The sequence below is a fragment of the Vibrio sp. 99-70-13A1 genome (assembly GCF_013114625.1).
In the GTDB taxonomy this organism is placed as follows: Bacteria; Pseudomonadota; Gammaproteobacteria; order Enterobacterales; family Vibrionaceae; genus Vibrio.
The window spans coordinates 41,021-63,866 of the sequence record NZ_VTXD01000030.1 but is presented as its reverse complement, the minus strand read 5'-3'; the positions used below and the strand labels follow the sequence as shown (position 1 = coordinate 63,866).

General features: G+C 41.4%; 22 protein-coding genes. 17 read left to right on the top strand and 5 right to left on the bottom strand.

Annotated features, from left to right (window positions below; translation table 11 throughout):
* Window positions 1-633: 633 nt before the first annotated feature.
* Window positions 634-1,158 (top strand): GNAT family N-acetyltransferase, encoded by a 525-nt coding sequence (locus F0226_RS17160; protein WP_171736787.1) that lies wholly within the window; start codon window positions 634-636, stop codon window positions 1,156-1,158.
* On the opposite strand, the gene F0226_RS17155 is transcribed toward F0226_RS17160, so the two are convergent.
* Both F0226_RS17155 and F0226_RS17150 read right to left on the bottom strand, forming a co-directional pair.
* Window positions 1,124-1,438 (bottom strand): DUF3301 domain-containing protein, encoded by a 315-nt coding sequence (locus tag F0226_RS17155; RefSeq protein WP_171736786.1) that lies wholly within the window; start codon window positions 1,436-1,438, stop codon window positions 1,124-1,126. The two genes, F0226_RS17160 and F0226_RS17155, sit on opposite strands and share 35 nt — an antisense overlap.
* A gap of 109 nt (window positions 1,439-1,547) precedes the next feature.
* Window positions 1,548-2,585: a DUF3549 family protein gene (locus tag F0226_RS17150; protein WP_171736785.1), complete on the bottom strand. Its 1,038-nt coding sequence runs from the start codon at window positions 2,583-2,585 to the stop codon at window positions 1,548-1,550.
* An 87-nt stretch (window positions 2,586-2,672) separates the two neighbouring features.
* Between F0226_RS17150 and F0226_RS17145 the strand changes: the two genes are divergently transcribed.
* On the top strand, window positions 2,673-2,987 hold the full coding sequence (locus F0226_RS17145; RefSeq protein WP_171736784.1) for a YqcC family protein: 315 nt from the start codon (window positions 2,673-2,675) through the stop codon (window positions 2,985-2,987).
* Complete coding sequence (gene truC, locus F0226_RS17140) at window positions 2,987-3,736, top strand: tRNA pseudouridine(65) synthase TruC (RefSeq protein ID WP_171736783.1); 750 nt, start codon at window positions 2,987-2,989, stop codon at window positions 3,734-3,736. Before F0226_RS17145 ends, truC begins: the two co-directional genes overlap by 1 nt.
* Before the next feature lie 96 nt (window positions 3,737-3,832).
* Here truC and F0226_RS17135 read toward each other — a convergent pair whose 3' ends face one another.
* The 3 genes from F0226_RS17135 to map all read right to left on the bottom strand — a co-directional run bounded on the left by F0226_RS17135 (window position 3,833) and on the right by map (window position 8,143).
* Window positions 3,833-4,216 (bottom strand): DUF3461 family protein, encoded by a 384-nt coding sequence (locus F0226_RS17135; RefSeq protein ID WP_171736782.1) that lies wholly within the window; start codon window positions 4,214-4,216, stop codon window positions 3,833-3,835.
* A gap of 265 nt (window positions 4,217-4,481) precedes the next feature.
* The gene (glnD, locus tag F0226_RS17130) at window positions 4,482-7,103 is read right to left on the bottom strand and encodes a bifunctional uridylyltransferase/uridylyl-removing protein GlnD (RefSeq protein WP_171736781.1); all 2,622 of its coding nucleotides are present in this window, start codon (window positions 7,101-7,103) and stop codon (window positions 4,482-4,484) included.
* A gap of 161 nt (window positions 7,104-7,264) precedes the next feature.
* A complete protein-coding gene (gene map, locus F0226_RS17125; protein WP_137373556.1) occupies window positions 7,265-8,143 on the bottom strand; it encodes a type I methionyl aminopeptidase in 879 nt (292 codons plus the stop codon).
* A gap of 432 nt (window positions 8,144-8,575) precedes the next feature.
* Between map and rpsB the strand changes: the two genes are divergently transcribed.
* The 14 genes from rpsB to lpxB all read left to right on the top strand — a co-directional run bounded on the left by rpsB (window position 8,576) and on the right by lpxB (window position 22,846).
* Window positions 8,576-9,310 carry a 30S ribosomal protein S2 gene (gene rpsB / locus F0226_RS17120; protein ID WP_137373557.1) on the top strand — a complete coding sequence of 245 codons (735 nt, stop codon included), beginning with the start codon at window positions 8,576-8,578 and terminating at the stop codon, window positions 9,308-9,310.
* Window positions 9,311-9,449: 139 nt separating this feature from the next.
* Window positions 9,450-10,295 carry a translation elongation factor Ts gene (tsf, locus tag F0226_RS17115; RefSeq protein WP_137373558.1) on the top strand — a complete coding sequence of 282 codons (846 nt, stop codon included), beginning with the start codon at window positions 9,450-9,452 and terminating at the stop codon, window positions 10,293-10,295.
* 179 nt (window positions 10,296-10,474) lie between these two features.
* Complete coding sequence (gene pyrH, locus F0226_RS17110; protein ID WP_009847418.1) at window positions 10,475-11,206, top strand: UMP kinase; 732 nt, start codon at window positions 10,475-10,477, stop codon at window positions 11,204-11,206.
* Window positions 11,207-11,303: 97 nt separating this feature from the next.
* On the top strand, window positions 11,304-11,861 hold the full coding sequence (gene frr, locus F0226_RS17105) for a ribosome recycling factor (protein WP_171736780.1): 558 nt from the start codon (window positions 11,304-11,306) through the stop codon (window positions 11,859-11,861).
* A 98-nt stretch (window positions 11,862-11,959) separates the two neighbouring features.
* On the top strand, window positions 11,960-12,715 hold the full coding sequence (locus tag F0226_RS17100) for an isoprenyl transferase (RefSeq protein ID WP_171736779.1): 756 nt from the start codon (window positions 11,960-11,962) through the stop codon (window positions 12,713-12,715).
* Window positions 12,716-12,727: 12 nt separating this feature from the next.
* Window positions 12,728-13,570, top strand: a complete 843-nt coding sequence (locus F0226_RS17095) for a phosphatidate cytidylyltransferase (protein WP_171736778.1) — start codon at window positions 12,728-12,730, stop codon at window positions 13,568-13,570.
* Window positions 13,571-13,621: 51 nt separating this feature from the next.
* Window positions 13,622-14,830 (top strand): 1-deoxy-D-xylulose-5-phosphate reductoisomerase, encoded by a 1,209-nt coding sequence (gene ispC / locus F0226_RS17090; protein WP_171736777.1) that lies wholly within the window; start codon window positions 13,622-13,624, stop codon window positions 14,828-14,830.
* Complete coding sequence (gene rseP, locus F0226_RS17085) at window positions 14,827-16,185, top strand: sigma E protease regulator RseP (protein WP_171736776.1); 1,359 nt, start codon at window positions 14,827-14,829, stop codon at window positions 16,183-16,185. The genes ispC and rseP overlap by 4 nt, the downstream gene beginning before the upstream one ends.
* 48 nt (window positions 16,186-16,233) lie before the next feature.
* Window positions 16,234-18,645: an outer membrane protein assembly factor BamA gene (bamA, locus tag F0226_RS17080; protein ID WP_171736775.1), complete on the top strand. Its 2,412-nt coding sequence runs from the start codon at window positions 16,234-16,236 to the stop codon at window positions 18,643-18,645.
* 27 nt (window positions 18,646-18,672) lie between these two features.
* Window positions 18,673-19,173 carry an OmpH family outer membrane protein gene (locus tag F0226_RS17075; RefSeq protein ID WP_171736789.1) on the top strand — a complete coding sequence of 167 codons (501 nt, stop codon included), beginning with the start codon at window positions 18,673-18,675 and terminating at the stop codon, window positions 19,171-19,173.
* 3 nt (window positions 19,174-19,176) lie between these two features.
* A complete protein-coding gene (lpxD, locus tag F0226_RS17070; RefSeq protein ID WP_171736774.1) occupies window positions 19,177-20,208 on the top strand; it encodes a UDP-3-O-(3-hydroxymyristoyl)glucosamine N-acyltransferase in 1,032 nt (343 codons plus the stop codon).
* Window positions 20,209-20,299: 91 nt separating this feature from the next.
* Window positions 20,300-20,752, top strand: coding sequence for a 3-hydroxyacyl-ACP dehydratase FabZ (gene fabZ / locus F0226_RS17065; RefSeq protein WP_137373566.1), 453 nt, complete (start codon window positions 20,300-20,302; stop codon window positions 20,750-20,752).
* Window position 20,753: 1 nt separating this feature from the next.
* Complete coding sequence (lpxA, locus tag F0226_RS17060; protein WP_171736773.1) at window positions 20,754-21,542, top strand: acyl-ACP--UDP-N-acetylglucosamine O-acyltransferase; 789 nt, start codon at window positions 20,754-20,756, stop codon at window positions 21,540-21,542.
* Window positions 21,543-21,661: 119 nt separating this feature from the next.
* Complete coding sequence (gene lpxB / locus F0226_RS17055; RefSeq protein ID WP_171736788.1) at window positions 21,662-22,846, top strand: lipid-A-disaccharide synthase; 1,185 nt, start codon at window positions 21,662-21,664, stop codon at window positions 22,844-22,846.

Below are 22,846 nucleotides of genomic sequence, written 5' to 3'. Positions count from 1 at the left end.
ATACTGTAAATTATCAAGTTGTTGATTTTTAACTGTAATATATATTTAACAACTATTGTGTGTTCGGAAATGTGACCTGAATCTATTGTTCAAAAAAGTAAATCGCGTAAATTATATCTTGTCGGAAGGATACTGACACGGAACAGGAAAGCACCACGGATTTGGTCATCTTCAGGATGAAGATTTGGTTACTTAGGATTAGTAATCAAGCATGGAGTAAAGGACATTGTACGGAAACAACAGTTAATAGGATGTTAGCTGCAACGGAATGACAATGGACACCTTTTGGATGAAGGTTTTGGAACAACATCAGGATGATGTAAGGACACCGCTCACGGAACAAGTGATGTGCGCTAACTAGGATTGTTAGCTTTCAGGATGATTGGACACCGCTAGGACGGCGAAGTAAAGGAAAGAGCTGAAGGATTACAGCCACTATTATGGATGATGCATGGAGCATTAATAAGTAGCCGGACTGCTGCGAGTAAGACTATAGCCCTGACACTTCGGTGTCGGGGCTTTTCTTTATTTGCTACTTTTTAATATCAAATCACGCTTTTTTATAAAGTTTAAGTTATCACTTTAGATACACTACTTATCACTCGAAAAACAGTCAACACAAGGAATGTGGGAATGACGATTGCAACTTCAAGAGCTCTGCTCGTACCGTATACTGAACATTTAGAGCACGATTTTATTCTATTAAATTGTTGTCCAATCAATCGATTAGAAATGAATGGCCCTCACTCACTCGCTTCAGCTAAGCGTGTCTTTGAAAATTTAATTACAGATAATCAAAGCTTTACACGAGCTGTTATTGACAACCAAACTCGTGAATACATAGGGCATTTATTTGTGACACAAAGTGAAGGCAAGCATGAATTAGGCTACATCATTAATAAAGAGTATTGGAATGAGGGGCTAGCGACGGAAATTCTACGACCGTTTTTCACTTTGGCTTGCTTCGAATTAGAGCTGTCCGAGGTTTTTGCGACAGTGAATATTGACCATGTGCCATCGATCAAGTTGCTAGAAAAGTTAGGTTTTGTGCAACAAGAAGCCAAACAAGATCAGTTTGGCCCTTATTATTTATATCAATATTCAGCGTATGGAAGTAAAGCGACTACATCTTATGGGGCTGTAGCTCAAAGTGCATAGGTCGAAAGCCGATCATGACTAACTTACCGTGGTAACAATCGTCGCCTAAAGATGAAAACTCAAATTGGTAAACAGTGTGCCAGCGCCATTTTACTTTCACTGCGAGCTCATCAGGCATTTTCAATTTATGACCATTGAAAGCGACACTTAACAGTTGCAAATCCAGTTGCTTACATTTTTTCGCTATGGCTGATTTTGCTAATTCTGACTGCCTACGCTGCTGCCAAAAAAAGAAGCAGAAGAAGCAAAGCAGTAAAATCGCCAGTAGATTATCTATCATTCCTGATGTGTTCCTTTCATGTAATCTGAAGCTTTCTTATTCAGTACCTAATATCTAATACCTAAAACCTAGTATCTAATTTCAAATACCTAGCACCAAATATCAAGATTTATGCTTTTGCTGCTTGTTGAAGTTTGAGCAAAGCATTGGTTAACTCTGGAGATGGGCTTGAATTCAATAGCGGTAAAAAAACCATTCTTAATGCAGGGATCATAACGAGATCGGCAAAAAGTTGATTAAACAGTGTTTGGTTGCCCGTTTGAGCTAAGCGAAGCAGAAATTGCTCGGCAGTGCTCGAGTCTTGTAGGGTTTGCCAACTGCGACCCGCTAACCCAATAAGTACCTCTTGGTGGCTCAGTCTAGGGCTTGATAAGATTTGAGAGATAACCTCGCGGCTGATTGTATCTTTAGCACCGGATAATGCACGTACAAGTGCTGATAGTAAAAATAGATCTGGGTCTTGGCTATTGATTTGATTTTCTGCTAATTCTTGAATACGTTCCGCCAGTTTGTCGGAAATCTTTGTGTGCTCTAAAGCACCTAGTGCTGCATATAATGGTTCACTAGGCAGTTTTGTTAATGCCTTACGTACTGCAACCCCATTTTGCTGGCTGCCCAGTCGAGCGCAAATGTCGGTAATTCCTTGTAACCCTACTGTTTGCCAGTTTTCCCAACCAAGATCACCTGTGAAATAATGTTGGGCATGTTCATAGTATTGGCTTGTTGGTAAGTCTAGCTCAGCTCTTACTTGGCTGTGAAATACTGCCATCTTGTCTTCAGATGGTTTGAACGTGTATGGGTTGTTAGATAGCTTCTGTTGCTGCTCTTCACTCATTTCGCCACTTAGGCGAGTGCCCATGGCTTCAATAACAAACTTTAAGAAGTTACCAACATCCCCTTGGCTTAATAAACCACGTTCATCCAATTTAAACTTTAAGAACCATATCCACGGTTGTTTCTCTGAGTTCCAATAGGCAATCGCAAGATGAGCGTGTTTTTGAAGTGGAAACGGGTAGGGCTGCTTACCCTGTTCAACATCCGCAAATAGGCTGTTATCGACTTTTTGAATGCGTCGGCCTAAATCATAAATATTATATTGGCTGCCACTATTCTTCAGTAACTGGGTAAGAGTATGAATTGTTTCCATGAGTAATAAGGTCCTAACTTTCTTTACTAAATAGATGGTACTCTATGGCCCAATTTCAAGGTCAGAAGACAAATTACTTGGTGAAAAATGACAGCTGCCGCAAAGTTATCTCCCTTGCTTGCTTTACTTGAGCAACAAATGCACGAAGCGAAGCTATGGGAAGTGAGCCCACCATCAGATCAAGCATTAGCAAGTGCTGAACCATTCGCAATCGACACCTTGCAACCTGAACAATGGCTACAATGGGTGTTTATTCAAAAAATGAATATGATGATAAAATTGAATCAGTTGTTGCCTAAAGGCTTTTCAATTTCTCCATATTATAGTGAGGTGTGGAAATTGGATTCTGAAAAGGGTGAGATACTGATTACCTTAGGTAAAATCGATGAGGCTTGTGCGTAATGTTAGAGATTATTTATCAAGATGAGTATTTTGTCGCGGTGAACAAGCCTGCAGGAATGTTGGTTCACCGCTCTTGGCTAGATAAGCACGAAACACAATTTGTTATGCAAACATTGCGAGACCAAATTGGTCAGCATGTATTCCCACTTCATCGATTAGACAGACCTACATCTGGCGTGCTGGTTTTTGCTCTTTCTAGCGAAGTTGCTTCTGAAGTAATGCCAATGTTTGCGAACCATGAGATGCAAAAGACCTATCATGCCATTGTACGAGGCTGGATAGAGGAAGGGGATACTCTTGATTACGCTTTAAAAGTCGAACTGGATAAAATCGCAGATAAGTTTGCTAAAGAGGATAAAGAGCCTCAAGAAGCGGTCACTGTTTATGAACCGTTAGCTAAAGTTGAAGTGCCTTACTCTACCGGGCGATTTCCAACCAGCCGCTATTGCTTGGTTGAGATGATGCCAAAAACGGGCAGGAAGCATCAACTTAGACGTCATATGGCGCATTTAAGACACCCAATTGTAGGTGATACATCCCATGGTGACGGCAAGCATAATCGGTTATTTAGAGATGATTTGGATTCACACCGTTTACTATTACATGCATCGGAATTACGTTTTATCCACCCTTTTACACAAAAAGAGGTGATCATGAGAGCTGGGCTGGACGACACTTGGTTAAGTTTGTTTGAGAAGTTTGGCTGGGATGTTTCGATGGTAGATGAGAAAGGCGATAAAATCGATTGAGGTTTAACTAAAAGTTATAAGAAAAATAAAGGGTTAATGCTCAGCATCAACCCTTTAATTGTATTCGAAATTTAAAAGTTTAAGTGGGTAAGATTCCTACTTTAGTTTTCCTAAATCCGCTTCAATTTCCGCAATTTTACTCGAGACGACTTTTTCAAGGTGTCTTAAATCAGTAAGAATCTTTTCTTTCACATCGATTTCAGCTTTAGGTGCTGGTTTTGTGATCTTGTTTAATTCATCGATAACCAGCGTTAAATTACGGTTTATTTCAGTCACTTCTTTGTACTGATGGCTACCGCTATCAACCAGCACATTCTTGACTTGTCGTGGGTATTTGAATTTCACGCTTTTAGCGAAGAGCTCGCCTTTTTGCTTACGGAAATAAATCTTAAGGATGTCTTTGTGAGCTTCTTGACGAAGAGAGTAGCGTTCAATCTGTTTAGGTTCATGAATACCTAATCCAGTGAGGTTTGGAAACATAAGCGACCTCTAAATTTTTAGTGAAATACATCAATGTTATAAGTTGTGACAGAAATAATGTAGCAGCCAAATGACGAGCTAGATAGCGCTTATCGGTATTATCGTTTAAGTTGTGGGCAAGATCGCTCTATCCCTTACCCACTGTTTCAATTGCCGATGTTTAAACTTCCATACTCGCGAGTTCATTGTTTCGTATGTTGTGAGCGATAAATCGACGGCTTAATTATTCTTTATCAGTTATCAGTTATCAGTTATCAGTTATCAGTTATGGGGCAAGCTCAGAAACGTTCTCAGTAAGTTTCTCTCTCAGAGCTTGCTCTTGCTCTTCAGATAATCGACCACCAGTATCACTGGTAAGAATAAATAAATCTTCCGCTCTTTCACCAATAGTGGTGATTTTCGCGCCGTGTAGATTGATATTAAGCTTGGAGAAAGTCGCGCCAACATGAGCCAATAGACCTGGGGTGTCTAATGCTCTGAACTCCATGAGCGTCCGTTTTTTATTCTTACTTGGTAGAAACTCAACCACCGTTTTTACGGTGAAATGCTGTAAATTTCTAGGGGTTTTCCGGGCTTTGATTTTTGTTGGGCGACCGTCTTCTAACACATGTGTTAGATGTTTAATAACTGCTTTATGGCGGCTTTCGTCAATGGCTTCACCATGCTGATCCAGCACCATGAAAGTATCAAGAACATGACCATCTTTACTGATCATGACTTGAGCATCATGCACGTTAAAATTGCGTCTATCTAACTCAGCTACGACTGAAGCAAAGAGGGCGGGTTGATCTTTGCTGTAAACGAAGACTTCTGTACCACCACGTGTTGATTTCTTACTAATTAGAACAACCGGTTGATTTGGGTTTTCTTGACGAAGCAAGTGCTCACAATGCCAAGCAATCTGTTTGTGCGTATGCCTTAGGAAGTAGTCAGCTTTAAAGCGTTGCCAAAGCACTTCAATTTCACGAGCGGTGAACCCTTCTTTTCTTAATAGTGCAGATGCCATTTGTTGATTGTGGCGAATTCGGTCTCGAACATCGACTGGGTTTTCTAGCCCTCGACGCAGAGCTCGTTGAGTGGAGTGGAAAAGTTCAGCAAGTAAGGTACGTTTCCAGCTGTTCCAAAGTTCTGGGTTGGTTGCGCAGATATCAGCAACGGTTAAACAAACTAAGAACTCTAACCGCTCTTCGTCTCTAACTTGTTTAGCAAACTCGGTGATAACTTCAGGGTCGTAAATATCTCGACGCTGTGCAGTGACGGACATTAACAAGTGATTTTGAACTAACCATGAAACGAGCTTTGCCTCTGGCTTAGAAAGGCCGTGTTCTATACAGAAATCATAGGCTTCGACTGCTCCAATCTCCGAGTGGTCACCTCCTCTGCCTTTACCAATATCGTGGAAAATTGCTGCGAGAATTAACAACTCTTTTTTATAGATTCGAGGATAGACTTCACAGCAGATCGGGTGGCGATCTCGGTTAGAAGCGTAGCTGAAACTATTGATGTGCTTTAATAAACGAATACTGTGCTCGTCTACTGTATAAACGTGGAATAAATCAAACTGCATCTGACCAACGATTTGGCTCCATTGGGGGAGGTAGGCTGAAAGGACCCCAAGTTTATGCATTAAACTGAACGCTTTATGTAAAGCATTAGGATGGCGGACTAAATCCATGAATTTTTCACGAGCAGCAGGAATAGAATGTAGGAATTTATTTAGCCTACGTCTTGCGGTTCTCAACTGGCGAAGTGTAGGAGGGCTAACGCCTTCAATTGAAGAGTCGTTGGCAATATGGATAAACATATCGAGGATGGTTTCCGGTCTTGCTTGGAAAAGTGCAGGCTTGCGAGCCTCGATAAGTGCGCCTCTACGTTGAAAGTCCCCATCAATGATTTCAGCTTCTAGTGTAGCTCCACCATTTATAATCGCTTGATCAAACAATTTAAGCAGCATTTTGTTGAGTTCCGCTACACGACGCAAGGTACGGTAGAACTCTTTCATCATCATTTCGATGCCGCGGTTTCCTTCGCCTGTATAGCCTAAATGTTCGGCAACTTGGACTTGATGGGCGAAGGTGAGCCTGTTGTCATAGCGGCGTAATTCAACGTGTAAAGCAAAACGAACGCGCCATAAGAAATCCTGACACTCCACCAGTTCGCGATATTCGGCATCCGTAAGAAAGCCATATTTACTCATCTCGAGAAGCGAGGTTGCGCCGAAATGTCTACGAGCAACCCAACTTAGTGTATGTATATCCCTCAATCCGCCTGGTGTGGATTTAATATCCGGTTCAAGGTTGTATGTTGTATCGTGATAACGAGCATGGCGACTTTTTTGCTCTTGTATTTTAGCGCGATAAAAAGTTTCGCTGGGCCAGAACGAATCGGAATCTACTTTCCGTTTGAGAATTTTAAAGGTGTCTTCACTTCCACAAAGTAAGCGAGACTCTTGAAGGTTGGTGGCAACGGTTAAATCGTCTCCTCCAATTTCAATGCACTCCTCAATGGTTCGTACTGCGTGACCTACTTCTAACCTTAAGTCCCATAACATAGTAATGAATTGGCTGACTTTCTCACCTAGGGCTGCTGGTAGCGTTTTCTTTGAAACAACGAGAATGTCGATATCTGACAGTGGATGAAGTTCTCCTCTTCCATATCCTCCAACCGCTACCAAACTTATATGGGGCAAATCACTGAAACCAAAATACCGCCACAAGCGGTTAAGCAGTAAATCCATATACTCAGAGCGTCCAAGCACAAGATCTGTTACTGGGTGGTGGTTAAGAAATTCGTTTTTTTGATAGAGCGTAAAACCTTCTAACTGGCTTTTTAACTCTGATATATCAATTTGTTCATCAGTGAACATGAGAGGAGATTGGTACGGCATTGTTTGCTATCCATGCAGGTCGAGATAAATTCAATTTAACAGATGTTGAACATGGAACTGAAGGGATTAGATAAAAAATATCCCCGCATAAGCGAGGATAGGAGAGTTATTAGTCTAATAATGACCATCATTTGAATTATGATGGCATCTTAGTTTGTGATTTATACGTTTTTCATGATGCGCGGAATCGCGTCGTCACTACGTAAAGTCAGCACTTCACAGCCAGTTTCAGTGACAACTAGAGTGTGTTCCCATTGCGCAGAGTTCTTGCTGTCACCAGTGTATACAGTCCAGTTATCTTCATCGTCTAGACTACAACCGAATTTTCCTGCGTTAATCATTGGCTCAATAGTGAAACACATACCCGCTTTTAACACGGTACGGTCATTATTTTTGTAATGAACAACTTGAGGATCTTCGTGGAATTCAGAACCAATCCCATGACCGCAGTAATCTTTAACAATTGAAAATTTTGCACGAGGGTTGTTCTTGTTATTTGTCTTTATGTATTTCTCAATTGCTGTACCAACTTTACCCAGTTGTACTCCTGGTTTTACTTGGCGCATGCCTTCATAAAGTGCTTCTTGTGCCACCATGCATAAGCGTTTGTTAGCAGGAGATACTTCACCAACTAGGAACATTTTTGACGTGTCACCGTGGAAGCCTTGTGGGCGAACGCTAAGATCTGCATTCTCGTCATCAGGAACAATCACAGTGATGTCGACGTTCAGAATATCACCGTCTTTTAAAACCGCTGGTTTCAACTGACCATTGCTGCCCATTTCATCTTGTGATGCTGGTATGCCATGGCAAACAACGTGGTTGATAGATGTGCAGATTGATTTAGGGAAACCATGATAGTCAAGTGGTGCTGAGTATGCGCCTTTTGCTAGTGCGTACTCATGACAGATCGTGTTCAGTTCCTCTGTTGTTGTACCCACCTGGATGTGAGGTTCAATCATTTCTAGGATTTCAGCGGCAAGCTTGCCAGCAACGCGCATCTTTGCTATTTCATCAGCAGTTTTAATTTTTACAGCCATTGTATGTCTCTTAAATTCTGTAGCACCTGAGTGTGCATATGGCGCTATTCTAGCAGTGCAGCATATAAGCGCAACAATCCGATAACCCGAGAAGGAAAGTGGTTTTAGATAATTGGCGTTTTATAGCAAATTTTAGAGATCATATAAGCGATTTATTTTTGGCTAAAGATTCGGTGTGATCTCACCGAGATTCTTATTTTTTTCTAGCCAAAGATAGACGAAATATGGTATAAAGCGCGCCGGACACAAGGACTGATTTCTCCATATTGGCGAATTAGGCTTTCTGTCTATACTAATTATCTTTAAATCACACACATTTCGACACATGTTCCGGGGTGCCTCAACAATAAAACTGCTTGTGCTTAAACAAGTAGATGTTAGGGGTCGGATTTATGGGAAATGTGGAGGCCTAACCCCATAGAGGATTTTAAAATGGCAACTGTATCAATGCGCGATATGCTTAAAGCTGGTGTTCACTTCGGTCACCAAACTCGTTACTGGAACCCAAAAATGAAGCCATTCATCTTTGGTGCTCGTAACAAAGTACATATCATCAACCTAGAAAAAACTGTACCAATGTTCAACGACGCTCTAGCTGAAATTGCTAAAGTTGGCGAGAAGAAAGGTAAAGTTCTATTTGTTGGTACTAAGCGTGCTGCATCTGAAGCTGTTAAAGAAGCTGCTATCAACAGCAACCAATTCTACGTTAACAACCGCTGGTTAGGCGGTATGCTAACGAACTACAAAACTGTTCGTCAGTCTATCAAGCGTCTGAAAGAACTTGAAGCGCAAGCTCAAGACGGTACTTTCGACAAGCTTACTAAGAAAGAAGCTCTAATGCGCACTCGTGAAATGGAGAAGCTAGAGAAGTCTCTTGGTGGTATTAAGAACATGGGCGGCCTACCTGACGCTCTATTCGTAATCGATGCTGACCACGAACACATCGCAGTTAAAGAAGCTAACAACCTAGGTATCCCAGTTTACGCTGTAGTTGATACTAACTCTAACCCAGACGGCATTGACTTCATCATTCCTGGTAATGACGATGCAATCCGTGCAGTACAGCTTTACCTAAACGCTGCTGCTGATGCGGTTAAAGAAGGCCGTAACAAAGATGTTGTTATCGCTGCTGCTGCTGAAAAAGACGGTTTCGTAGAAGCTGAATAATAGCGGCTCTGAGCCATATTTAGTTCATATTCAACTGTCATTATTGATAGCTGAAACAAACTAAATACAGTCAATATCAGGGGCCATTTAATGAGGCCCCTGTTTTTTATCTTTTTTAGAATTAACTGAGGAATAGAGAATGGCAACTGTAACTGCAGCTCTAGTTAAAGAACTTCGTGAACGCACAGCTGCGGGCATGATGGAATGTAAAAAAGCGCTTGTTGCTGCTGAAGGCGACATCGAGCTAGCAATTGAAAACATGCGTAAATCTGGCGCAGCGAAAGCAGCTAAAAAAGCTGGTAACGTTGCTGCTGAAGGCACAATCATCATTAAAGAAGAAGCTGGCGTTGCTGCTCTTCTTGAAGTTAACTGCCAAACTGATTTCGTAGCTAAAGATGCAGGTTTCCTTGCATTCGCTAACGAAGTTGCTGAAGCTGCTCTAGCAGAGCGTTTAGATATCGTTGCACTTCAAGCTAAATTTGAAGACGCACGTATTGCGCTAGTAACTAAAATCGGTGAAAACATCAGCATCCGTCGCGTTGAGCTTGTTGAAGGTGTAGCACTTGCTTCTTACCGTCACGGCGAAAAAATCGGTGTTGTAGTTGCTGGTGAAGGCGAAGCTGAAACGCTTAAGCACATCGCTATGCACGTTGCTGCTTCTAAGCCTGAGTACGTTAACCCATCTGACGTACCTGCTGACGTAGTAGAAAAAGAAAAAGCTGTTCAAGTAGAAATCGCTATGAACGAAGGCAAGCCTCAAGAGATCGCTGAGAAAATGGTTATCGGCCGTATGAAGAAATTCACGGGCGAAGTATCTCTTACTGGTCAAGCTTTCATCATGGAACCTAAGAAAACTGTTGCTGACATTCTTAAAGAGAAAGGCGCATCAGTATCTACCTTCGTTCGTTTAGAAGTTGGTGAAGGTATCGAGAAAGCTGCTGAAATGAGCTTCGCAGACGAAGTTGCAGCGGTACAACAAGGTTAATCCTTAGTGTATTGATTGAATAAAGACCGTGGCCATTGCTGCGGTCTTTTTATGACTAGTGCTTTTCAATGAATATTAGTTCATGTTTTAGAATTTAGCCGTTATGAATGAAAATTGCTTTAAGCATTTAGTTTTCATCCATGACTGTTAATCATCAACTTTTTTTAAAGGTAAACTCCATGACTACGAACCCTAAACCAGCGTATCAACGTATCCTGTTAAAACTTAGCGGTGAAGCCCTGCAAGGCGAAGAAGGTTTTGGTATTGATCCAACGATCCTTGATCGTATGGCTCAAGAAGTGAAAGAATTGGTAGAACTTGGTGTTCAAGTTGGTGTTGTTATCGGCGGTGGTAACCTTTTCCGTGGTGCAGGTCTTGCTGAAGCAGGTATGAACCGCGTTGTTGGCGACCACATGGGTATGCTTGCAACGGTAATGAACGGCCTTGCAATGCGCGACGCTTTACACCGTGCTTACGTAAACGCACGTGTAATGTCTGCAATTCCTCTTAAAGGTGTATGTGACGATTACAACTGGGCTGATGCAATCAGTCAACTGCGTCAAGGTCGCGTTGTGATCTTCTCTGCTGGTACAGGTAATCCATTCTTCACTACAGATTCTGCTGCGTGTCTACGTGGTATCGAAATCGAAGCTGACGTCGTTCTAAAAGCGACGAAAGTAGATGGTGTATTTACGGCTGACCCAGTAGCAAACCCAGACGCAGAGCTGTATGATACTTTGTCTTACAACACGATTCTTGAGAAAGAATTGAAAGTAATGGATTTGGCTGCATTTACGCTAGCTCGTGATCACAAAATGCCGATCCGTGTATTTAACATGAATAAACCAGGCGCATTACGTCGCGTGGTTATGGGTGAAACTGAAGGTACATTAATCAGCGATGCTGACTAATTTTTCGGGCTTGTTAAGGTTTACACTTTGGCAAGCTTATCCCTATCACTCCAAATAAAAAGCTTTCTTGAAGAAAGAACATAATCAAGGTGAAATTGTGATTAACGAAATTAAAAAAGACGCTCAAGAGCGCATGGTAAAAAGTGTTGATGCACTAAAAAACAGCCTGCAAAAGATTCGTACAGGTCGTGCTCACCCGAGCCTACTTTCTGGCCTGACAGTTGAGTACTACGGTGCACCAACGCCTTTAAGCCAAGTTGCTAACGTAATTGCTGAAGATGCTCGTACTCTAGCTATTACCGTATTTGATAAAACACTTACACCACTTGTTGAAAAGGCGATCATGACGTCTGACCTAGGTCTAAACCCTATGTCTGCAGGAACGGTTATCCGTGTTCCACTTCCAGCATTAACGGAAGAGCGTCGTAAAGACCTAGTTAAAATCGTACGTGGTGAAGCTGAAGGTGGTCGTGTTGCTATTCGTAACATCCGTCGTGACGCAAATGGCGATCTAAAAGCACTTCTTAAAGATAAAGAAATTTCTGAAGATGAAGATCGTAAAGCACAAGATGAAATTCAAAAGCTAACTGATGCTGCAGTAAAAAATGTAGATGAAGTACTAGCTGGTAAAGAAAAAGAGTTGATGGAAGTTTAATTTTCCTTATTCTTTATGTTGGAAAAACGCTGCACTCACACAGTTCAGCGTTTTTTTATGCTAATCTGTCCAGCTGTTAGAATGTAGTTCACTCTTTTATGCATAATTCTCAAGTATTCTCAGATTCCCTTCCTAAACATATTGCTATCATTATGGATGGCAATGGTCGTTGGGCTAAAGCTCAAGGCAAGCCTCGCGTCTTTGGCCATAAAAATGGTGTAAAAGCAGTCAGAAAAACCATTTCTTCAGCCGCTAAATTAGGTATTAAAGCCGTATCTTTATTCGCTTTTAGTAGTGAAAACTGGCGTCGCCCTGAAGCTGAAGTTGGTGTGCTGATGGAGCTTTTTATTACCGTCTTATCCAGCGAAGTAAAAAAGCTTCACAAAAACAACTTACAACTTCGAGTTATTGGAGACAAAAGTCGCTTCAATGAACGTTTACAAAAAAAAATTGAAGAAGCTGAAACTCTAACCAGTACTAATACAGGTATGGTTATCAATATTGCGGCCAACTATGGTGGTAAATGGGATATCCAACAGGCAGTAAAATCGATCTCTCAAAAAGTACAAGATGGGAGCTTAGATGTTGAGGCTATTGATGAGTCTTTAATTACACAGCATCTTACCATGTCTGATATTCCAGAAGTTGACCTGTTGATCCGTACTAGTGGTGAATGCCGAATTAGTAATTTTATGCTTTGGCAACTCGCTTATGCCGAGATGTATTTTACGGAGCAGTATTGGCCTGATTTTAATGAAGATAGTCTTATTGAAGCCGTTACTTGGTTTATTAATCGAGAGCGTCGATTTGGATGTACAGGCGAACAAGTCAAAGCATTGATGGAAACCGAATAAGGATTTATTAGTTTGAAACAACGAATTATTACAGCGTTGATTTTAGCTCCCCTAGTTATTCTAGGTATTTTTGAGTTAGCACTGCCCCATTTTATTTTGGCCCTTGCTGCCATTACAATTTTAGGCTTTTGGGAGTGGACTCAATTTGTTGAAAGCAAATCTCGATATTTAGCACTTGTACCGACGGTTGCAATTAGTGCACTTAGCCTTGTTTTTATCCCCTTCGATGCATTCAGTTTAAATGACATTTCAAGTGCTCATTACGCAATATTAAGTGCTGGGTTTATCTGGTGGATAATTGCCAGTGGGTTAGCCATTAGTTATCCAAAATCTTTACCTTCATGGCAAAAATCAACGGTATTGAGGCATGGCTTTGGTCTGCTAACGTTACTCCCGTTTTTTTGGAGTATCATTATTTTAAGAGCGACAAACATCAACGTCGATCCTTATCATGGTGCAAAATTAGTGATGTTTGTTTGCTTTATCGTTTGGGCTGCTGACAGTGGAGCATATTTCACAGGAAAGAGTATTGGTAAGCGAAAAATGGCGCCATCGGTTAGCCCTAATAAGACAATTGAGGGTTTAATTGGCGGGATTATCACGGCTTTAGTCGTTGCGTGGATCTTTGCTGGCGTATTTGATATTCAATTTACTAGCCCTGTTCACATGGTTGTTATTACATTAATAACTGTAGTGATTTCTGTGCTGGGCGACCTTGTTGAAAGTATGTTCAAACGAGTCTCCGGGATAAAAGACAGCAGTAATCTTATTCCTGGCCACGGTGGCATATTAGATAGAATTGATAGTTTAACCGCTGCTTTCCCTGTCTTTGCTCTGCTTTATCTAGCATTCTAATAAATAAGGGCAGACATTCTGCCCTTTATTACATCTCAACGGTCATACGCAATGCGATATATAACGATTCTTGGCGCTACTGGTTCTATAGGAACGAGTACATTAAAAGTTGTTGAACAAAATCCTCAGCAATATTCAGTAATTGGTTTAGCAGCTGGCTCCAATGTCGAGAAGATGATCGAATTGATCGACAGATGGAAGCCTAAGTATGTCGCTATGGCTTGTCCTGAAGCCGCTAGCAAGCTAGCCGATACGCTTAAGTCAAATAACCTTGATATTATTGTTCTTTCAGGGCCTGAAGGGATGTGTCAGATTGCTTCTCTTGAAGAAGCCGATACCGTTATGGCTGCAATTGTTGGAGCTGCTGGGTTACTTCCTACAATGGCGGCAGTAAAGGCTGGTAAGCGCGTATTACTTGCAAATAAAGAAGCTTTGGTCATGTCTGGTCAGCTTTTTATTGATGCCGTTAAACAATATGGAGCAGAACTTCTACCAGTTGATAGTGAACATAACGCAATTTTCCAGTGCTTAAATGAGAAGGTTCAGACGAACTTAGGTCGTTGTGATCTTAAAGCTCATGGCGTCAATCATATTTTGCTGACGGGATCTGGTGGTCCTTTTCGATATGCCGAAGTGAAAGAGCTCGATACCGTCACCCCAGAACAAGCTATTGCTCACCCTAACTGGTCTATGGGCCCCAAGATATCTGTAGACTCCGCAACCATGATGAACAAAGGCTTAGAGTTTATCGAGGCTAAGTGGTTATTTAACGCTTCTGAAGAACAGCTAAAAGTCATTATTCATCCGCAGTCAGTTATCCACTCCATGGTTCAATATAAAGATGGCTCTGTACTTGCGCAGATGGGAGAGCCTGATATGGCGACGCCTATTGCCTTATCTCTGTCTTACCCTGATAGAATTGAAGCTGGAGTTCAAGCTTTAGACTTTACAAAAGTGGGTGAGCTAACTTTTCTTGAACCTGACTTTGCTCGTTATCCTTGCCTAAAACTGGCAATAGATGCTTGCTACAAGGGGCAGCATGCTACAACTGCAATTAATGCAGCCAATGAAGTTGCAGTTGATGCTTTTTTGAGCTCTACAATTAAATTCACACAGATTGCCATGATCAATGAGCATGTAATGAACAAAGTCTGCGAACAATATAGCCCTGATGAGTTAGATAGCTTGGAAAGCTTGATAGAGCTAGATAATATAGCGCGTAAATTTGCCGTTAAATTTATTGAAGAGAATCTATCATGACAGGAGTTTTGTGGAACTTTGCCTCCTTTATAGTCGCTCTGGGTATTCTGGTTGCCGTACATGAATATGGCCATTTTTGGGTAGCTAGGCGTTGTGGTGTAAAAGTTGAAAAATTCTCAATTGGTTTTGGTAAATCAATTTGGAGCAAGGTTGGGCGTGACGGCACTGAATATAGCCTTTCTATTATCCCTTTAGGTGGATATGTGAAAATGCTAGACAGCCGGGTCGATGATATTCCTGCTGACCAGCATCAATATGCCTTTGATAAAAAACCTTTATGGAAGCGAAGCTCAATCGTTGCCGCGGGACCTGCATTTAATTTTATTTTTGCTATTTTTGCTTACTGGCTTGTTTTCCTTATTGGCATTCCTGCGGTAAAGCCCGTTATCGGCGAAGTGACGCCTCAGTCTATTGCGGCGCAGTCAGGAATTGAAACGGGAATGGAACTTAAATCCATTTCAGGAATCAAAACCGCTGATTGGGAATCTGTAAATATGGGTTTGATTTCTCATATCGGTGACGAATCAATAGCAATGACTGTCACCACGCCTGATAATATTGGTGTAGAGCAGCATATAGTGGTTGATACCTCTGAGTGGAAGTTTAATCCAGAGACTGAATCCGCTATGGGGTCATTAGGGTTTTTACCTTACACCCCAGAAATATCGACTGTGTTAGCTCAAATAATTGAGGATGGCGCAGCAAAGCAAGCTGGTTTTGAGGCGGGAGATAACATCGTCGCAATTGATGGGCAGAAGATTGAGCGCTGGCAATCCGTTGTTGAGCTTATTCGTTCAAATCCCAACAACACTCTGCAAGTGGTTGTATTACGAAGCGGTTATGAAGTCGAACTGACTTTGACTCCAAAGAGTCGTAACGCTGCAGACGGTACAAGTATTGGTTATGCTGGCATTGCTCCTGAAGTCGCAGAGTGGCCTGAAAATTATCGCTTTGAATTACAATTTGGTGTAATTGAATCTATAGGTAAAGCGATAGATAAAACAGGGCAAGTCATTGGGCTGACCGCGAGCATGTTGAAAAAATTGATTGTGGGTGATGTTGGTCTCAATAATTTGAGCGGCCCGATTTCAATTGCTAAAGGCGCTGGTACTACTGCTGAGTATGGGTTGGTGTACTTTTTAGGTTTCTTAGCCTTAATTAGTGTCAATTTAGGTATTATAAATTTAGTTCCACTGCCTATGTTAGATGGTGGGCATTTACTCTTTTTCGCTATTGAAGCAATCACTCGTAAACCTGTCCCTGAAAAAATTCAGGAAATGGGATATCGACTGGGAGGTGCGATTATTTTCTCACTTATGGCTCTAGCAATATTTAACGATTTTACTCGTCTGTGAATGGTTTCTCACAGGTTTTAGTAGTAGCAAGGAATAATTAGAATAAGTATGGCGATTAAGAAAATCCTGTTCGCAAGCCTCTTGGCCACAAGCGTCGCTGCGAACGGTTCACAAAACTTTGTAGTTCAAGATATTCAAATTGAAGGCTTACAGCGTGTTGCTTTAGGTGCTGCTTTATTGAAAATGCCAGTTCGTATTGGTGATGAATTAAGCCCGAATGATGTGTCTGAAATTATTCGAGCATTATATGCCTCTGGTAACTTTGAAGATGTAAAAGTATTGCGCGATGAAGGGGCTTTAATTGTTCAAGTTAAAGAGCGTCCGACAATTGCTAGCATTTCATTTTCAGGTAATAAAGCAATTAAAGAAGAGCAGCTTCAGCAGAACCTTGATGCGTCAGGTGTTCGCGAAGGTGAGGCTCTAGACCGAACAACATTGAGTAACATTGAAAAAGGTCTAGAGGACTTTTATTACAGTGTTGGTAAGTACAATGCTACGGTAAAAGCGGTTGTCACACCTCTTCCTCGTAATCGTTCTGATTTGAAATTCATTTTTACTGAAGGTGTATCTGCAAAAATTCAGCAAATAAACTTCATTGGTAATGAAGTTTATTCCGATGCTGATTTACTCGGTCGCTTTAACTTAAATGTAGATGTTGCTTGGTGGAACTTCCTAGCGGATGAAAAATATCAGAAGCAAGTACTAGCTGGTGATATTGAGGCTCTAAAGTCTTACTACCTAGATCGCGGTTATTTGAAGTTTAAAGTTGATTCAACTCAAGTTGCTATCTCGCCAGATAAAAAGGGCGTATACATTACCCTAGGGCTTGATGAAGGCGAAGCTTATACGGTCAAGGATGTCTCTTTTCGTGGTGAGTTAATTGGGCGTGAAGACGATTTTAAAGCTCTGGTCCCATTTGAAGATGGTGATACCTATAACGGCTCTAGAGTGACAAGCTTAGAAGAAGACGTGAAGCGAGTTCTTGGTGAGTCTGGCTATGCATACCCTCAAGTTCGTACTATTCCTGAGTTTGACGATGAAACAAATGAAGTATCGCTTGTCATCAATGTTGAAGCTGGAAGTCGTATCTATGTTCGCGATATTCGTTTCTCAGGAAACAATTCAACCAAAGATGAAGTTTTGCGCCGTGAAATGCGTCAAATGGAAGGCAGTTGGTTAAACTCGAAAGCTATTGATACCGGTAAAGGTCGTTTGAATCGTTTAGGTTTCTTTGAAACAGTTGATGTACAAACGGTTCGAGTGCCCGGAAGTGAAGACCAAGTCGACTTGGTTTACAACGTTAAAGAAGCAAACTCTGGCAGTGTGAACTTTGGTGTCGGCTACGGTACTGAGTCGGGTGTGAGTTTCCAAGTTGGTTTACAGCAGGATAACTTTGCAGGCTCTGGTGACCGTGTTGGTATCAGTGCGATGATGAATGACTACCAGAAAAATGTAAGCTTGGATTATCGAGACCCGTACTGGACTCTGGATGGTGTAAGTCTTGGTGGTAAGATTTTCTACAATACATTTGAAGCTTCTGAAGCGGGTATTGTTGACTATACCAACGAAAGTTATGGTGCCAGTCTGACATGGGGTTTCCCTATGGATGAGTTGAACCGTATTGACCTTGGTGTTGGTTATACGCATAACAAAATTGGTAATGTTCCTACTTATATTCAAGTTGAACAATTTGCGAAAAGTATTGGTCAGTATGGTGACGAAAATATTTTGGTGAATGACTTTGATGCGAATATTTCATGGACTCGTAATAACTTAAACCGTGGCTTTTTCCCAACGGCTGGTAACCACCAGCGTGCATTCTTTAAAATGACGGTACCAAGTTCAGACGTTCAATATTTTAAAGCGCAGTATGATGTAAAACATTACATTCCTCTGACGAAAAAGCATGAATTCACTCTGTTGATGCGTGGTCGTTTAGGCTACGGTAATGGTTATGGTCAAACCGATGGTAACGACAACTTGTTCCCATTCTATGAGAACTACTACGCAGGTGGCTTTACAACTTTACGTGGTTTCGGTTCGAACTCAGCTGGTCCTAAAGCTGTGTATGCTGATGGCGGCGGTAATAACCCTAACCATACATCGGTAACTGATGACTCTGTTGGTGGTAACGCAGTAGCGTTAGCAAGTTTAGAACTTATTGTTCCAACACCATTTGCTTCTGACGAAGCACGTAGCCAAATCAGAACCAGTGTCTTCTTCGATATGGCGAGTGTTTGGGATACTGAGTTTAATTATCAGAGCAGCAACCAGATAACATCAGGTGGTCAGTACTATTACGACTACTCAGACCCAACGAATTATCGAGCTTCATATGGTGCGGCTTTACAGTGGATGTCACCAATGGGACCACTTGTATTCTCAATTGCTAAACCAACAAAAATTTACGAAGGTGATGATGAAGAATTCTTTACATTCACCATTGGTAGAACTTTCTAAAATTTAAAGGACAATATTTTGAATAAAATGATTAAAGCAGCAGGCTTAGGTCTTGTAGTACTGAGTTCATCTTTCTTTGCAACAGCTGCAGAAGCTGCACAAAAAGTCGGATACGTTAACACTGCTCAAGTATTTCAAGCTTTGCCTCAGCGTGACGTTGTTCTTCAGAAAATGCAGGAAGAATTTAAAGACAAAGCAGCAGAGCTTCAAAGCATTCAAGTAGAAGCTAAAACTAAAATTGAAAAGCTGAAGCGTGATGGCGAGCTACTCGGTCCTGATGAAGTGGAAAAACTTCGTATCGAAATTGGTCAACTAGACAGCAAGTATAAAATTAAAGCTCAGGCTTTAGAGAAAGCGAGCCAACGCCGCGAAGCTCAAGAAAAGCAAAAACTGTTTAAAGTGATTCAAGATGCTGTACAAAAAGTAGCTGAGAAAGAAGGCTACGATCTTGTTGTTGATATTCAAGCAATGCAGTACGGCAAACCTGAATACAATATCTCTGAAAAAGTAATTAAAGCACTGAAATAATTTATGAAAAATCTGACTTTAGCCGAAATAGCAACAATCACTGGTGGTGAACTTCACGGTGATGGTGATGCGATTATCTCAGCAATCGCTCCAATGGATAAAGCAAAAGAAGGGGATATTACATTCCTTTCTAATGCGAAATACAGTAAGCATTTAGAGAGCTGTAATGCATCAGCCGTAATGGTTAAGTCTACAGAATTAGAGCTGTGTTCGAGTAACGCAATCGTTGTTGCTGACCCTTATATTGCTTTTGCAAAGGTGTCACAAGTTATGGACACAACGCCGGCTCCCGCTTGTGAAATTGCAGACTCTGCCGTTATTGCAAGCACTGCCACCATAGGTACTAATGTTTCAATTGGCGCTAATGCTGTGATTGAAACTGGCGCTGTACTTGGCGATAACGTTGTTATTGGAGCTGGGTGTTTCATTGGCAAGAATGCAAAGGTTGGGGCGGGGACTAAGCTTTGGGCAAACGTCAGTATCTATCATGATGTTGTTTTAGGTGAAGCTTGTTTGGTTCAATCTAGTACTGTTATCGGATCTGATGGCTTTGGCTATGCGAATGAAAAAGGCGAGTGGATTAAGATCCCACAAGTCGGTTCTGTTCAAGTAGGTAATCGAGTTGAGATTGGCGCGTGTACTACGATAGACCGTGGCGCTCTGGATGACACAATTATCGAAGATAACGTTATTCTCGATAACCAACTTCAAATTGCCCATAACGTGCACATCGGATATGGTTCAGCGATAGCGGGTGGTACTATTATTGCTGGCAGTACAAGCCTAGGTAAATACTGCATAGTTGGTGGTGGTTGTGTGATTAATGGACACATTGAAATCACTGATGGAGTCACAATTACCGGAATGGGAATGGTGATGCGCAGTATTACTGAAAAAGGTATGTACTCCTCAGGTATTCCATTGCAATCCAATAAAGATTGGCGCAAGACAGCGGTTCACGTTCATCGTATTGATGAAATGAACAAGCGTTTAAAAACTGTCGAAAAGCAAATCGAAAAGAATGTGGAATCATAATTCCATTTTCTAATAAAAGGCTCGCGAAAGGCGGGCCTTTTTCGTTTATAATCCCCATAATTGAATAAAGAATCCAAATAGGAATACGACTTTGACTACTGAACAGAAAACGATGAATATTACTGAAATTCAGGAGCTACTTCCTCATCGCTACCCATTCTTAATGATTGATCGTGTGACTAACTTCGATGAAGCTAAAACGCTAACAGCTATTAAGAATGTCTCTGTGAATGAGCCTCAATTCACTGGCCATTTCCCACAATTACCAGTATTCCCAGGTGTTCTAATTTTAGAAGCAATGGCTCAAGCGACTGGTTTGTTGGCATTTAAATCGTTTGGTGCACCATCTGAAAATGAACTGTACTATTTTGCGAGTGTCGATAAAGCTAAATTCCGCAAGCCTGTTGTTCCTGGTGACCAGCTAGTGATTGAAGTTGAATTTTTGAAAGAACGACGTGGTATTGCTTCATTTACTGGTGTTGCCAAAGTTGACGGCGACGTGGTGTGTTCAGCTGAACTTAAGTGTGCTCGTAGAGAGTTTTAATATGATTCATGAAACCGCAAAAATTCATCCAGCAGCCGTAATTGAAGGTAATGTGACTATTGGTGCTAATGTGTCTGTAGGTCCATTTACTTATATTGCGGGTAATGTAACGATTGGTGACGACACAGAAGTGATGTCACATGTTGTAATCAAAGGTCATACTACGATTGGTAAAGAGAACCGAATTTTCCCTAATGCGGTCATCGGCGAAGAAAACCAAGATAAAAAGTACGGTGGCGAAGAAACAACGGTAGTGATTGGAGACCGTAACGTTATTCGAGAAGCGGTACAGATCCACCGTGGTACGACTCAAGACAAAGCAACCACAGTGATTGGTGACGACAACTTACTTTGTGTAAATGCTCACGTAGCGCATGATGTTATCGTTGGTAACCACACTCACATTGGTAACAACGCTATCCTTGGTGGTCACGTTACAGTTGGTGATTACGCTGGTGTTATGGCTCTTTCTGCGATTCACCCGTTTTGTTCAATTGGCGCTTATGCGTACATTGGCGGTTGTTCTGCGGTTGTTCAAGATGTACTGCCGTACGTGCTTGCGCAGGGTAACCATGCAGCGCCGTTTGGTCTTAACCTAGTGGGCTTGAAGCGTAACGGGTTTGAGAAACCAGAAATCCGAGCACTTCAAAAAGCGTATAAAGAGCTTTACCGTTCAAGTAAAACTTTAGAGGAAGCTAAGGTTACTCTTACTGAGATGGCAGTAGAATTTCCTTCAATTACCCCTATGTTGGATATGCTTGAAAATTCAGAACGCGGTATTATTCGATAGCGATTTGAATTGGAGTAAAGAAAAGATCGCCTACTATTGAGCGATCTTTTTTGTTTTAAGCTTGGATGAAATTAGGAAGAATAATGACCGAACAGCTACCACAATCTCAACAGCCGTCACTGTCCCAAAAGCAGTCTCAAACATTATCTGCAGACGTCAATGTAGACTCTAGACCAATAAGAGTTGGTATCGTCGTGGGTGAACTTTCTGGTGATACCCTAGGTGAAGGTTTCATCAAAGCGATCAAATCCAAATACTCTAACGCAGAGTTTGTTGGTATCGGTGGTCCTAAAATGAATGCGTTAGGCTGCGACTCTCTTTTTGATATGGAAGAGTTAGCTGTTATGGGGTTAGTTGAGGTATTAGGTCGATTGCCTAGGCTGCTGAAAGTTAAAGCCGAACTGGTTAAGTATTTTACTCAAAACCCACCAGATGTTTTTGTTGGTATCGATGCTCCTGATTTTAATCTGAGACTTGAATTAGATTTGAAAAATGCGGGTATAAAGACGGTTCATTATGTGAGTCCTTCTGTTTGGGCTTGGCGTCCGAAGCGAATTTTCAAAATTGATAAAGCAACGGATCTGGTTCTTGCATTTTTACCCTTTGAAAAGGCTTTCTACGACAAATATAACGTTGCATGTGAGTTTATTGGCCATACATTGGCTGATGCGATTCCATTACAGTCGGACAAACACCAAGCTCGTGAATACTTACAGTTAGAAACTGACAAACAGTGGTTGGCTGTTTTACCAGGCAGTCGAGGTGGTGAAGTAGCATTAATTGCTAAGCCATTTATTGAGACTTGCCAACGCATTAAGCAAAAATATCCCGAAATAGGTTTTGTGGTTGCAGCCGTTAATGAAAAGCGTAAACAGCAGTTTATAGACATTTGGCGAGCAACAGCCCCTGAATTAGATTTTGTCATCGTTGAAGATACGGCGCGTAATGTCATCACAGCAGCTGATGCAGTATTGCTTGCATCAGGAACGGTTGCATTAGAATGTATGCTGATCAAACGCCCTATGGTTGTGGGTTATCAAGTTAATAAGCTCACAGGTTGGATCGCTCAAAAGTTGTCGATTACAGAGTTTGTGTCTCTTCCAAATGTTCTAGCCGGTGAAGAGTTAGTTAAAGAGTTCATTCAAGAAGAGTGTCACCCAGATTTCTTGTATCCAGCAATGGATAAAGTGCTTTCTAGTGATAATTCTGAATTGATAGCTAAGTTTACTGAAATGCATCAATGGATCAAAAAAGATGCCGACCAACAAGCTGCGAATGCAGTTCTAAAATTAATAGAGAAATAA

Bases quoted from the DNA above. Each gene is read 5' to 3' on its own strand.
- F0226_RS17160 (WP_171736787.1), top strand. From the start codon at position 634: ATGACGATTGCAACTTCAAGAGCTCTGCTCGTACCGTATACTGAACAT.
- F0226_RS17155 (WP_171736786.1), bottom strand. From the start codon at position 1,438: ATGATAGATAATCTACTGGCGATTTTACTGCTTTGCTTCTTCTGCTTC.
- F0226_RS17150 (WP_171736785.1), bottom strand. From the start codon at position 2,585: ATGGAAACAATTCATACTCTTACCCAGTTACTGAAGAATAGTGGCAGC.
- F0226_RS17145 (WP_171736784.1), top strand. From the start codon at position 2,673: ATGACAGCTGCCGCAAAGTTATCTCCCTTGCTTGCTTTACTTGAGCAA.
- truC (WP_171736783.1), top strand. From the start codon at position 2,987: ATGTTAGAGATTATTTATCAAGATGAGTATTTTGTCGCGGTGAACAAG.
- F0226_RS17135 (WP_171736782.1), bottom strand. From the start codon at position 4,216: ATGTTTCCAAACCTCACTGGATTAGGTATTCATGAACCTAAACAGATT.
- glnD (WP_171736781.1), bottom strand. From the start codon at position 7,103: ATGCCGTACCAATCTCCTCTCATGTTCACTGATGAACAAATTGATATA.
- map (WP_137373556.1), bottom strand. From the start codon at position 8,143: ATGGCTGTAAAAATTAAAACTGCTGATGAAATAGCAAAGATGCGCGTT.
- rpsB (WP_137373557.1), top strand. From the start codon at position 8,576: ATGGCAACTGTATCAATGCGCGATATGCTTAAAGCTGGTGTTCACTTC.
- tsf (WP_137373558.1), top strand. From the start codon at position 9,450: ATGGCAACTGTAACTGCAGCTCTAGTTAAAGAACTTCGTGAACGCACA.
- pyrH (WP_009847418.1), top strand. From the start codon at position 10,475: ATGACTACGAACCCTAAACCAGCGTATCAACGTATCCTGTTAAAACTT.
- F0226_RS17100 (WP_171736779.1), top strand. From the start codon at position 11,960: ATGCATAATTCTCAAGTATTCTCAGATTCCCTTCCTAAACATATTGCT.
- ispC (WP_171736777.1), top strand. From the start codon at position 13,622: ATGCGATATATAACGATTCTTGGCGCTACTGGTTCTATAGGAACGAGT.
- rseP (WP_171736776.1), top strand. From the start codon at position 14,827: ATGACAGGAGTTTTGTGGAACTTTGCCTCCTTTATAGTCGCTCTGGGT.
- bamA (WP_171736775.1), top strand. From the start codon at position 16,234: ATGGCGATTAAGAAAATCCTGTTCGCAAGCCTCTTGGCCACAAGCGTC.
- F0226_RS17075 (WP_171736789.1), top strand. From the start codon at position 18,673: ATGATTAAAGCAGCAGGCTTAGGTCTTGTAGTACTGAGTTCATCTTTC.
- lpxD (WP_171736774.1), top strand. From the start codon at position 19,177: ATGAAAAATCTGACTTTAGCCGAAATAGCAACAATCACTGGTGGTGAA.
- lpxA (WP_171736773.1), top strand. From the start codon at position 20,754: ATGATTCATGAAACCGCAAAAATTCATCCAGCAGCCGTAATTGAAGGT.